Raw genomic sequence first — 12,494 nt, 5'->3', positions numbered from 1 at the left:
TTCCTTAAGGCAGCAAGCTCTTCACGTTGATCGGCTCGGCTTCGTTTTGTGCGGCGCCTTTCGGCTTACCGGCAACGGCCATACCTGCAACACGATAGAAGTTGTAATCAGGGTTTTTACCGGGACCAGAGATCAAAAGATCTTCTTTCTCGTACACCAGGTCCTGACGTTTGAACTCGGCCATCTCGAAATCCGGTGTGAGCTGGATCGCGGTGGTCGGGCAAGCTTCCTCGCAGAGGCCGCAGAAAATGCAGCGCGAGAAGTTGATGCGGAAGAAGTCCGGGTACCAGCGACCGTCTTCGGTTTCAGCTTTCTGCAGGGAGATGCAACCCACCGGGCACGCCACGGCGCACAGGTTGCAGGCCACGCAACGCTCTTCGCCATCGGGGTCGCGGGTCAGCACGATGCGGCCGCGATAGCGCGGCGGCAGGTACACCGCTTCTTCCGGGTATTGCAGGGTGTCGCGTTTACGAAAGCCATGGCCGAAAACCATCACCAGGCTTCGCAACTGGGTACCGGTACCCTTAACGATGTCGCCAATATATTTGAACATGGGTCAAATCCTCACTGAACCGCGCCCGCTGGCGTGTTCAACAACACAACGGCAGCAGTCACCAGCAAATTGATCAGGGTCAGCGGCAGGCAGAAGCGCCAGCTGAAATCCATCACCTGGTCGTATCGTGGACGCGGAATGGAAGCGCGCAGCAGGATAAACAGCATGATGAAGAACGCGGTCTTCAGGAAGAACCAGAAGAACGCCAGCTGCGGCAGGATGCCGAACGGACCGTGCCAGCCGCCGAAGAACAGCGTGACCAGCAGGGCCGAGATCAAGATGATGCCGATGTACTCACCGACGAAGAACATGCCCCATTTCATGCCGGCGTATTCAATGTGGTAACCGTCGGCCAGTTCCTGTTCCGCTTCCGGCTGGTCGAACGGGTGACGGTGAGTCACGGCGACGCCGGCGATGAAGAAGGTACAGAAGCCGAAGAACTGCGGAATGATGAACCACAGGTTCTGCGCCTGGTACTCGACGATGTCGCGCATGTTGAACGAGCCGACCTGCACCACGATGCCCATCAGCGCGAGGCCCATGAACACTTCGTAGGACACGGTCTGGGCCGAGGCCCGCAAGCTGCCCAGCAGGGCGAACTTGTTGTTGCTCGACCAGCCGGCGAACAGCACCGCGTAGACCGACAGGCCGGCCATGGCGAAGAAGAACAGCAAGCCGATGTTCAGGTCCGCCACGCCCCAGGTCGGGGTGATCGGGATGATCGCGAAGGCGATCAGCAAGGCGCTCATGGCCACGACCGGTGCCAGGGTGAAGATCACCTTGTCGGCAAACGGCGGGGTCCAGTCTTCCTTGAAGAACATCTTCAGCATGTCGGCGGCGATCTGGAACATACCGAACGGGCCAACGCGGTTCGGACCGTAACGGTCCTGCCACCAGCCCAGCAGGCGACGTTCGACGAAGCTGAGCAGGGCGCCCGCGACGACCACGGCCAACAGGATCACGATGGCCTTGACGACCGAGATGATCACGTCGATCACTTCAGGGGTGAACCAGGTCATTGCGCTGCCTCCTGCAGACCGTCAACGGTTTTGCCGAAGATCGCAGGCGGGATGCCGGCGACGCCTTTAGGCAGGGCAACCAGGCCGGCACCCAGCTCTTCGTTGATGCGCAGCGGCAGACGCAGGGTCTGGCCGGCCACGGTCACGTCGAGCAGGGCGCCGTCGTTGACGCCCAGGCGGTCCGCTTCGGACTTGGCCACGGACACGTAGGCCTCGGGAATGCGCTCTTGTACCGGCGCGGCCTTGGAAGAGGTCTCTTCGCTGCCGAACAGGTGGAAGAACGGCACAACCTGCCAGGTGCCCTGGGCCGGGTTGAACGGACGCGGGACCGCAGCGAACCAGTTCAGCGCGTCGCCCTGGGGTTCGATCAGGCGAGTGCCCGGGTCGCCGGCGCGGATGTGACCACCGACTTCGTCCTGGAACTTGTTCCAGGCCTGTGGCGAGTTCCAGCCCGGCGACCAGGCAAACGGCACCTGCTGACGTGGCTCGACCGAACCCGAGTAACCTTCCATGGAGAAGGCGAACGCGGTGTCGTTGTCTTGCGGGGTACGCGGTTCGTGCACGCTGATGTCGGCGCGCATGGCGGTACGACCGGAGTAACGCAGCGGCTCACGGGCGAGCTTCATGCCCTTGATGCGGAACGCGGCGGACGGTGCGGCGTCGACGATACGCGCCAGCTGCGGCGCGCTCGCGGCGGCTGCGGCGGTGACGTGGTCGAGCTGGGTCCAGTCGATCGGCTGGTTCAGCAGGGTCGCGCGCAGGGCATGCAGCCAGCGCCAGCCTTCGTGAACCAGGATGCTGGCGTCCATGTACTTCGGATCGAACACCTGGAAGAAGCGCTGGGCACGGCCTTCCTGGCTGACCAGGGTGCCGTCGCCTTCGGCGAAGGTGGCGGCCGGCAGTACCAGGTCGGCGCGATCGCTGGTGGCGGTCTTCTGGTGGTCGGCGACGATCAGGACCTTGGCGGCGTTCAGCGCAGCGTCAACCTTGGCGGCGTCGGTGCGGGTGTACAGGTCGTTTTCCAGCACCACGATCGCATCGGCAGTGCCGTCGATCACGGTTTGCAGGGCGGCATCCAGGGACTCGCCGCCGAGCATGGCCAGGCCGAGGCTGTTGGCTTCCGGCACCACCAGGCTGATGGAGCCGTTCTTGTCGCGCAGCTTCAAGGCTTTGGCGATGTTGGCGGCGGCTTCGATCAAGGCCTTGGAACCCAGCGAGGTACCGGCAATGATCAATGGACGCTTGGCTGCCAGCAAGGCATCGGCAATGCGTTGGGCCAGTTCGGCGGCTTCAGTGTCGAGGCCTTCGACTGCCGGTGCGCTGGCGTCGAGGGCGTGGGCCACGGCGAAACCGATGCGGGCCAGGTCGTCCGGTGCGGCGTGGACGCATTCTTCGGCGATGTCGTCGAGCTTGGTTTCCGCCAGGCTGGCGATAAACAGCGGGTTCAGCGCGTGCTGGCCGATGTTTTTCACCGCAGCGTCGAGCCAAGGCTGGACGCGCATGGCGTCGGCCATGTCTTCGGCCTTGCCTTTGACCGACTGACGCAGGGACAGCGCGATGCGCGCGGCGGTCTGGGTCAGGTCTTCACCGAGCACGAAGATGGCATCGTGGTCTTCGATGTCGCGCATGTTCGGCACCGGCAGCGGGCTGTCGTTCAGCACCTGCAGGACCAGGCGGATGCGCTCAAGCTCACCGGCTTCGATACCGGAGTAGAAGTGCTCGGCACCCACCAGCTCGCGCAACGCGTAGTTGCTTTCGAGGCTGGCGCGGGGCGAGCCGATACCGACGATGTTGCGGCCGCGCAGCAGGTCGGCGGCTTTGTCCAGCGCCGCGTCCAGGCTCAGCTTGGCGCCATCGGCCAGCAGTGGCTGGCGTGGGCGGTCTTCGCGGTTGACGTAGCCATAGCCGAAACGGCCACGGTCGCACAGGAAGTACTGGTTGACCGAACCGTTGAAGCGGTTTTCGATGCGACGCAGTTCGCCGTAGCGCTCGCCCGGGGAGATGTTGCAACCGCTCGAGCAGCCATGGCAGATGCTTGGCGAGAACTGCATGTCCCACTTACGGTTGTAGCGCTCGGAGTGGGTCTTGTCGGTGAACACACCGGTCGGGCAGACCTCGGTGAGGTTGCCGGAGAACTCGCTTTCGAGCACGCCGTCTTCAACGCGACCGAAGTACACGTTGTCGTGGGCGCCGAATACGCCGAGGTCGGTGCCGCCGGCGTAGTCTTTATAGAAACGTACGCAGCGGTAGCAGGCGATGCAGCGGTTCATTTCGTGGGAAATGAACGGGCCCAGTTGCTGGTTCTGGTGGGTACGCTTGGTGAAGCGATAACGGCGCTCGTTGTGGCCGGTCATCACCGTCATGTCTTGCAGGTGGCAGTGACCGCCTTCCTCACAGACCGGGCAGTCGTGGGGGTGGTTGGTCATCAGCCATTCGACAACGCTGGCGCGGAACGCCTTGGATTCTTCATCGTCGATGGAGATCCAGGTGTTGTCGGTGGCTGGGGTCATGCAGGACATGACGATACGACCACGGGTGTCGTTTTCGTCGGTGTACTGCTTGACCGCACACTGGCGACAGGCACCGACGCTACCAAGCGCGGGGTGCCAGCAGAAATACGGGATATCGAGGCCGAGTGACAGACACGCCTGTAACAGGTTGTCCGCCCCATCGACTTCGAGCGCTTTGCCGTCTACGTGGATAGTGGCCATGGTTCAAAGTTCTTCGTTGGCCCGTTGTCAGCGGGCGTGGCTAATGGAATCTTGTTATTCATGTGCATCTACACAGCCATGAAGGCGTCAGCACATGAGCAGGCGAAGGGCACGGACCCTTCGCCTGTTTAAGCGTTACGCGCCGACTACGATCGGCCTTGCCAGAGGCGGGACGGCGGCGCTGGTGGGCGCAATGCCGGCTTCGAACTCCGAGCGGAAGTATTTGATTGCGCTGCCCAATGGCTCCACGGCACCCGGTGCGTGAGCACAGAAGGTCTTGCCTGGGCCGAGGAAACCGACCAGGCCCAGCAGGGTTTCGATATCACCCTCGCGGCCTTCGCCGTTTTCCAGGGCCATCAGCAGCTTCACGCTCCACGGCAGGCCGTCGCGGCATGGGGTGCAGAAGCCGCAGGATTCACGGGCAAAGAACTGCTCCATGTTGCGCAGCAGCGAGACCATGTTCACGGTGTTGTCCACCGCCATCGCCAGGCCGGTACCCATCCGGGTGCCCACCTTGCCGATGCCGCCGGCGTACATTTGTGCGTCGAGGTGCTCGGGGAGCAGGAAGCCGGTGCCGGCGCCGCCTGGCTGCCAGGCCTTGAGGGTGTAGCCGTCGCGCATGCCGCCGGCGTAGTCCTCGAACAGCTCGCGTGCGGTCACGCCGAAGGGCAGCTCCCACAGGCCAGGGTTCTTGACCTTGCCGGAGAAACCCATGAGCTTGGTGCCCATGTCTTCGCTGCCTTCGCGGGCCAACGATTTGTACCAGTCCACGCCGTCGGCGATGATCGCCGGCACGTTGCACAGGGTCTCGACGTTGTTCACGCAGGTCGGCTTGCCCCACACGCCCACGGCGGCAGGGAAGGGCGGCTTGGAGCGCGGGTTGGCGCGGCGGCCTTCGAGGGAGTTGATCAGTGCGGTTTCTTCACCGCAGATGTAACGCCCGGCGCCGGTGTGCACGAACAGTTCGAAGTCAAAGCCCGAACCGAGGATGTTCTTGCCCAGCAGGCCTGCGGCCTTGGCTTCTGCCACGGCACGGTTGAGGTGCTTGGCGGCGGTGGTGTATTCGCCGCGCAGGAAGATGTAGCCACGGTAGGTTTTCAGCGCGCGGGCGCTGATCAGCATGCCTTCGATCAGCAGATGGGGCAGTTGCTCCATCAGCATGCGGTCTTTCCAGGTGTTGGGTTCCATTTCATCCGCGTTGCACAGCAGGTAGCGGATGTTGATGGATTCGTCTTTGGGCATCAGGCCCCACTTCACGCCCGTGGGGAAGCCTGCACCGCCGCGACCCTTGAGGCCGGCGTCCTTCACGGTCTGGACGATGTCGTCCTGGGCCATGTCGGCGAAGGCCTTGCGCGCAGCGGCGTAGCCGTTCTTGGCCTGGTACTCGTCGAGCCATACCGGCTCGCCGTCGTCACGCAGGCGCCAGGTCAGCGGGTGGGTCTCGGCCGAACGCTTGATCAGGTTGGCCGGGCCGAAGGAAGTCAGGGTCATGGGTAGCCCTCGAGCAATTGGGTCACGCCAGCAGGCTGCACGTCACCGAATGTGTCGTCGTCGATCATCAACGCCGGCGCCTTGTCGCAGTTGCCCAGGCAGCACACCGGCAGCAGCGTGAAGCGGCCGTCCGGGGTGGTCTGGCCGAGGCCGATGCCCAGCTTGGCCTGGATCTCGCTGACCACCGACTCGTGGCCACCGATGTAGCAGACCATGCTGTCGCACACGCGAATGATGTGGCGGCCGACCGGCTGGCGGAAGATCTGGCTGTAGAACGTCGCCACGCCTTCAACGTCGCTGGCGGGGATGCCGAGGATCTCGCCGATGGCGTAGAGGGCGCCGTCCGGCACCCAGCCACGTTCCTTCTGGACGATCTTCAAGGCCTCGATCGACGCCGCGCGCGGGTCTTCGTAGTGATGCAGCTCGTGCTCGATGGCCGAGCGCTCGGTTTCACTCAAGGTGAAACGGTCTGTCTGGATAAGCGTGCTGTTCATGCTTAGCGGTCCACGTCGGCCATAACGAAATCGATACTACCCAGGTACGCAATCAAGTCCGCGACCATCTCGCCTTTGATCACCGAAGGGATCTGCTGCAAGTGGGCGAAGCTTGGGGTACGAATCCGGGTGCGGTAGCTCATGGTGCCGCCATCGCTCGTCAGGTAATAACTGTTGATACCCTTGGTCGCTTCGATCATCTGGAAGGATTCGTTGGCCGGCATTACCGGGCCCCACGAAACCTGCAGGAAGTGCGTGATCAGGGTTTCGATGTGCTGCAGCGTGCGCTCTTTCGGCGGCGGCGTGGTCAGCGGGTGATCCGCCTTGTACGGGCCGGCCGGCATGTTGCGCATGCACTGCTCGATGATCTTCAGGCTCTGGCGCATTTCTTCGACGCGCACGATGCAACGGTCGTAGGCATCGCCATTGGCGGCCAGCGGGACTTCGAACTCGAAGTTCTCGTAGCCGGAATAGGGGCGCGCTTTACGCAGGTCGAAGTCGCAACCGGTCGAACGCAGGCCGGCACCGGTGACGCCCCATTCCAGGGCCTCTTTGGTGTTGTACTGGGCGACGCCGATGGTACGGCCCTTGAGGATGCTGTTATCCAACGCAGCCTTCTGGTACTCGTCCAGGCGCTTGGGCATCCAGTCGATGAATTCCTTGACCAGGCGTTCCCAGCCATTCGGCAGGTCGTGGGCGACGCCGCCGATGCGGTACCAGGCCGGGTGCAGGCGGAAACCGGTGATGGCTTCGATGACCTTGTAGGCGCGCTGACGGTCGGTGAAGGTGAAGAACACCGGGGTCATGGCGCCGACGTCCTGGATATAGGTACCCAGGAACAGCAGGTGGCTGGTGATCCGGAAGAACTCGGCCATCATGATGCGGATGGTGTCGACGCGGTCCGGGACCTTGATGCCGGCCAGCTTCTCGACCGAGAGCACGTACGGCAGGTTGTTCATCACGCCGCCGAGGTAGTCGATACGGTCGGTGTACGGGATGAAGCTGTGCCACGACTGACGCTCGGCCATCTTCTCGGCACCACGGTGGTGGTAGCCGATGTCCGGTACGCAGTCGACGATTTCTTCGCCGTCCAGTTGCAGGATGATGCGGAAGGCACCGTGGGCCGAAGGGTGGTTCGGGCCCAGGTTGAGGAACATGTAGTCCTCGTTGGTGCCGGATCGCTTCATGCCCCAGTCTTCCGGACGGAAGCGCGCGGCCTCTTCTTCAAGCTGCTGCTTGGCGAGGTTGAGGCTGAACGGGTCGAATTCGGTGGCGCGGGCAGGGAAGTCCTTGCGCAGCGGGTGACCTTCCCACGTTGGCGGCATCATGATGCGCGTCAGGTGCGGGTGGCCCGGGAAGTCGATACCGAACATGTCCCAGACTTCGCGCTCGTACCAGCTGGCGTTCGGCCAGATACCGGTCACGGTCGGCACGCTCAGGTCGCTCTCGGACAGTGCGACCTTGATCATCACGTCGCTGTTACGTTCCAGCGACATCAGGTGATAGAACACGGTGAAATCGGCGCCGCTCGGCAGACCCTGGCGCTTGGTGCGCAGGCGCTCGTCCACGCCATGCAGGTCATAGAGCATGACGTACGGCTTGGGCAGGTTGCGCAGGAAGGTCAGGACTTCGACGAGCCTGGCGCGCGCCACCCACAGCACCGGCATACCGGTGCGTGTGGCCTGGGCGGTGAAGGCGTCAGGGCCAAAACGGTTATTGAGTTCGACGACCACATCCTGGTCGTCTGCCTTATAAGGCGGGATGTACAGAGCACTGCCTGTAGTCATGGTTTTTTATCGCTTTCGGTCAACGTAAAGAATGAAGCCAGGTTTTCGTTCTATAAAAGAAGCGGGGCTGGATCAGACTTCGTCGGGGCTGCGCAGGTTGGTGACTGCGATTCGCTGTTCGCGGCGCTGTTCCTTTTGCGACGGCATCTCGGCGCGGTACACGCCTTGATCGCCGACGACCCAGGAAAGCGGGCGACGCTCCTTGCCAATCGATTCCTGCAACAGCATCAAGCCTTGCAGGAATGCTTCGGGGCGGGGCGGGCAGCCAGGCACGTAGACGTCCACGGGCAGGAACTTGTCCACCCCCTGAACCACGGAGTAGATGTCGTACATGCCACCGGAGTTGGCGCACGAACCCATGGAGATAACCCACTTTGGCTCGAGCATTTGCTCGTAGAGACGCTGGATGATCGGCGCCATCTTGATAAAGCAGGTACCGGCGATAACCATGAAATCCGCCTGGCGCGGTGATGCCCGGATAACTTCGGCGCCAAAGCGCGCGATGTCGTGGGGCGCCGTGAAGGCGGTGGTCATTTCCACGTAGCAGCACGAAAGACCGAAGTTGTACGGCCACAGGGAGTTCTTACGTCCCCAGTTGACCGCGCCACTCAGCACGTCTTCGAGCTTGCCCATGTAGATGTTCTTGTGGACTTGGTCTTCTAACGGATCGGAAACGGTTTCCCGTTCGCCGATGGGGTACTGCTCGTTAGGAGCATCCGGGTCGATCCTGGTGAGATTGTATTGCATCGCCAAAGCCTCATTGTTTCAGCTTCGCTTGCCGCTTACGACGAGCTTCCGGAGCCCAGTCAAGGGCGCCCACTCGAAATAGGTAGACAAGGCCTGCCAACAGAATTGCTATGAAAACGAGGGCTTCGACGAATCCGGTCCAGCCGCTTTCGCGGACGGACACAGACCAGGCAAAGAGAAAGAGGGCTTCGATGTCGAAGATCACGAAGAGCATCGCGACCAGATAGAATTTGGCTGAGAGCCGCAAGCGGGCGCCACCTGTAGGCAGCATGCCGGATTCGAACGGTTCATTCTTGCTGCGGCCCCAGGCTTTTGACCCGAGGAGGCTGGACACACCGAGCATGAAGGCGCAAAGGCCGACAACACCGAGGAGGAAAATGGCAAAGCCCCAGTTGTGGGCCATGAGTCCTGTCGCTTCGGTCATGCTGGAAATCCTTAACAGAGAGCAAAGGTCTCTGAGCTCGAAAAAGTAACGATGCAGTGACGATATGTCGCACTGCAATCAATCGCGGTGATTTTATGGCTAAACACCGGGCAAGTAAAATTCCTAGGGCGAAATTATTCGATGGAATAAGCACATAGTGCACCTTCTTGGGGCTGTAGCCCTTGCGGGGCGGGCATTAGCGGGCATTTGATCAAATGTGTTTTGTTTAACCTGTAACGAAGTTTTTATGTTCTAAATGATAATGAATATTGTTTGCGCGGGGTTGAAGCGATTGTTTCTCATACAGCGGAGTAAGTTGCCGTTACTTGCCTGATTAGCGCGAGTTGTTGGAGCGGATCTTTTAACCGATTTATCTGCAGCCAATACCGCTCTGGATCAAGGTTTTGTACAAAATCTTCAGGTTGCGAGGGTTCCTCACCGCTATCGGGGGCAAGCCCCCTCCCACATTTTCCCGATTGAATCAGTGGGATGTGTACCGGCAAAAAAAACGCCCCGAACCAGTCGGGGCGTCAGATCGTGCGGCACTGCGGTTAGCTCTTTAACGGATCCGCCGTGGCCGTGTACTCACATCGATCAGTGGAACTGCTCTTCTTCGGTCGAACCGGTCAGCGCGGTCACGGACGAGGTGCCGCCCTGGATCACGGTGGTCATGTCGTCGAAGTAGCCGGTGCCGACTTCCTGCTGGTGGGCCACAAAGGTGTAGCCCTTGGCGGCGTCAGCGAATTCCTGTTCCTGCAGCTTCACGTAGGCGGTCATGTCGTTGCGGGCGTAGTCGTGCGCCAGGTTGAACATGCTGTGCCACATGTTGTGAATGCCGGCCAGGGTGATGAACTGGTGCTTGTAGCCCATGGCGGACAGTTCGCGCTGGAACTTGGCGATGGTCGCGTCGTCCAGGTTCTTTTTCCAGTTGAAGGAAGGCGAGCAGTTGTAGGACAGCAGCTGGTCCGGGTATTCCTTCTTGATTGCTTCGGCAAAGCGACGCGCTTCGTCCAGGTCCGGCTTGGCGGTTTCGCACCAGATCAGGTCGGCATACGGCGCGTAGGCCAGGCCGCGGGCGATGGCCTGGTCGAGACCGGCGCGCACTTTGTAGAAACCTTCCTGGGTGCGTTCGCCCGTCACGAACGGCTGGTCGTACGGGTCGCAGTCCGAGGTCAGCAGGTCTGCAGCGTTGGCGTCGGTACGGGCCAGGATGATGGTCGGCGTGCCGGCAACGTCAGCCGCCAGGCGGGCAGCGGTCAGCTTCTGTACGGCTTCCTGGGTCGGTACCAGTACCTTGCCGCCCATGTGGCCGCATTTCTTCACCGAAGCCAGTTGGTCTTCGAAGTGCACGCCGGCCGCGCCAGCCTCGATCATGCTCTTCATCAGCTCATAGGCGTTCAGTACGCCGCCGAAACCGGCTTCGGCGTCGGCCACGATGGGCGCGAAGTAGTCGATGTAGCCTTCATCACCCGGGCCTTTACCGGCTTTCCACTGGATCTGGTCGGCACGACGGAACGAGTTGTTGATGCGCTTGACCACGGTCGGCACGGAGTCCACCGGGTACAGCGATTGGTCGGGGTACATGGATTCAGCGGAGTTGTTGTCCGCTGCCACTTGCCAGCCGGACAGGTAGATCGCCTGGATACCGGCTTTCACCTGTTGGACTGCCTGGCCGCCAGTGAGGGCGCCCATGCAGTTGACGAAATCTTTCTCGGGGCGGAAGGACGGCTTGGCACCTTGGGTGACCAGCTTCCACAACTTCTCGGCGCCGAGTTTTGCAAAGGTGTGCTCAGGTTGAACCGAGCCACGCAGGCGGACGACGTCAGCAGCGGAATAAGCGCGGGTTACGCCTTTCCAGCGTGGGTTTTCAGCCCAGTCTTTCTCGAGGGCTGCAATTTGCTGTTCGCGTGTCAGTGCCATGGGGGAAAACCTCGTCGCATAGGTCTAGGTGGAAAATTCCATTTGCCAGCCACGTAGTGAATGCGTGGTTATGGCTGCTCGCTGACCAGAAGCTCAGGTGTTCAAGTCAAGTTCGGCGGGGCAGGCGACGGGATGAACGATGGCTCAAGGGAGGAGTTGAGCAGGTAAGGGCGAACTGCGAACGGTCTTCGGGCATCGTGGGCCTTTGTACTATCCATCAGTGTGTAGCCGGGTTACCTGGTTAGCTTCCGTCCCTCGGGACAACTTCGTTCCAGTCGCAACCTCGTCAAACACACCTTGTGGGCGGTACAGACACGAATCGGCTCGGGTGGGTAGCTTGGAGCGGCGATCCGAAGGCCCTTGCCAGGGCCCCTGATTAGCGGGAGCGAGGCCATCATGCCCATGCTTTTTTGGATCGTCAAATGTTTTGTAGTGCTTTTTTTCAGGCACTACATCTTTAGTCTAATACGACTCATCAGTCAGTTTTTGGTGCTTCAGTTCAGGGTGTCGACCTTGACCCGCAACGTCAGGTCATCGCGGCCCTGGGTAGAGTAGCTGCGGGTTGTGGAGGATTTATCGGCCTGGGTCTCGCGGTTGATGCCGGCCAGGGGGATCCATTCGCCAAGACGTCCGCTGACGGTTGTGTCGGTGCTTTGCACATTCACTACATCGGGACGTTCCTGGCTCATGCGGTCACGGTTGGTACTGATCGCCAGGTGCACGGTCTCGCCGGTGACGCTGGCGGTGACGTAGAAGCCCTGGGTGACGTTGCGGTACTGGGTCTGGTTCTGCGGGCGACCGTAAGCGTCGGGTTGGGTCGTGGTCAGTGGCACGCTCTGGCCGACCTGGATCAGCGCGGGCACGCCTTCGCTGGCCTGGATCTGCTGGATGCCGCCGTCGCGGCTGGCCGTGCCGTAGCTGATGATGCGGGTCTGGCTGTCGCCGCTGTTCTGCTGGTTGTTTTCATTGGTATCGACGGTGATCAGCAGGCGCTTGGCTGGTGTATCCAGCTGGGCGAGCAGCGCACGCAGGTCCTGGATCTTGCCGGGGGCAGCGTTAACGATAAGCTGGTTGCCGTAGGCGCTGACGGTGCCGTCCTTGCCGATGAAGTTCTGTGCAACCGGGAGCAGGTCGGTGCTGGTGCGGTTGCTCAGGTTGACGACTTCGGTGTCGGCCATTGCCGAGCAGCTGGCGGTGAGGAGGAGGGCGGTGAGCAGGGTGCGTAGGGACATGTCCGTTATCTCTGCGAGTCAGTTAGGCTTGATAGTGCCAGTTTGTCGGCCTGGGGTGTAGTGAGCGGGCTTGCCCGCTCACCACAGGCAAGCTGGCTCACCACGGGCAAGCCCTT

The 12,494-nt window shown here is 61.4% G+C and carries 10 protein-coding genes; all 10 read right to left on the bottom strand.

The features are described from left to right. Positions 1-4 precede the first annotated feature (4 nt). Positions 5-553: an NADH-quinone oxidoreductase subunit NuoI gene (gene nuoI, locus BLQ09_RS15045; RefSeq protein WP_003174725.1), complete on the bottom strand. Its 549-nt coding sequence runs from the start codon at positions 551-553 to the stop codon at positions 5-7. 11 nt (positions 554-564) lie between these two features. After that, on the bottom strand, positions 565-1,572 hold the full coding sequence (gene nuoH, locus BLQ09_RS15040) for an NADH-quinone oxidoreductase subunit NuoH (RefSeq protein WP_017137518.1): 1,008 nt from the start codon (positions 1,570-1,572) through the stop codon (positions 565-567). Beyond that, entirely contained in the window at positions 1,569-4,283 is a 2,715-nt protein-coding gene (gene nuoG, locus BLQ09_RS15035) for an NADH-quinone oxidoreductase subunit NuoG (protein ID WP_027606324.1), read from the bottom strand. The genes nuoH and nuoG overlap by 4 nt, the downstream gene beginning before the upstream one ends. Positions 4,284-4,418: 135 nt before the next feature. Continuing rightward, entirely contained in the window at positions 4,419-5,774 is a 1,356-nt protein-coding gene (gene nuoF, locus BLQ09_RS15030) for an NADH-quinone oxidoreductase subunit NuoF (protein WP_027606325.1), read from the bottom strand. Then, the gene (gene nuoE, locus BLQ09_RS15025) at positions 5,771-6,268 is read right to left on the bottom strand and encodes an NADH-quinone oxidoreductase subunit NuoE (RefSeq protein WP_010566874.1); all 498 of its coding nucleotides are present in this window, start codon (positions 6,266-6,268) and stop codon (positions 5,771-5,773) included. The genes nuoF and nuoE overlap by 4 nt, the downstream gene beginning before the upstream one ends. A 2-nt stretch (positions 6,269-6,270) precedes the next feature. Then, positions 6,271-8,055 (bottom strand): NADH-quinone oxidoreductase subunit C/D, encoded by a 1,785-nt coding sequence (nuoC, locus tag BLQ09_RS15020; protein WP_027606326.1) that lies wholly within the window; start codon positions 8,053-8,055, stop codon positions 6,271-6,273. Between the two features lie 72 nt (positions 8,056-8,127). Beyond that, on the bottom strand, positions 8,128-8,802 hold the full coding sequence (locus tag BLQ09_RS15015; RefSeq protein WP_003174719.1) for a NuoB/complex I 20 kDa subunit family protein: 675 nt from the start codon (positions 8,800-8,802) through the stop codon (positions 8,128-8,130). A gap of 10 nt (positions 8,803-8,812) precedes the next feature. Next, the gene (locus BLQ09_RS15010) at positions 8,813-9,226 is read right to left on the bottom strand and encodes an NADH-quinone oxidoreductase subunit A (RefSeq protein WP_003219575.1); all 414 of its coding nucleotides are present in this window, start codon (positions 9,224-9,226) and stop codon (positions 8,813-8,815) included. A 594-nt stretch (positions 9,227-9,820) separates the two neighbouring features. After that, on the bottom strand, positions 9,821-11,146 hold the full coding sequence (gene aceA, locus BLQ09_RS15005; protein WP_003219577.1) for an isocitrate lyase: 1,326 nt from the start codon (positions 11,144-11,146) through the stop codon (positions 9,821-9,823). 494 nt (positions 11,147-11,640) lie between these two features. Beyond that, positions 11,641-12,378, bottom strand: coding sequence for a secretin N-terminal domain-containing protein (locus tag BLQ09_RS15000; protein WP_027606327.1), 738 nt, complete (start codon positions 12,376-12,378; stop codon positions 11,641-11,643). Positions 12,379-12,494: the final 116 nt, after the last annotated feature.

Source organism: Pseudomonas sp. NFACC25 (assembly GCF_900100935.1).
Classification (GTDB): domain Bacteria; phylum Pseudomonadota; class Gammaproteobacteria; order Pseudomonadales; family Pseudomonadaceae; genus Aquipseudomonas; species Aquipseudomonas marginalis.
This window is presented reverse-complemented; position numbering and strand designations above follow the sequence as displayed.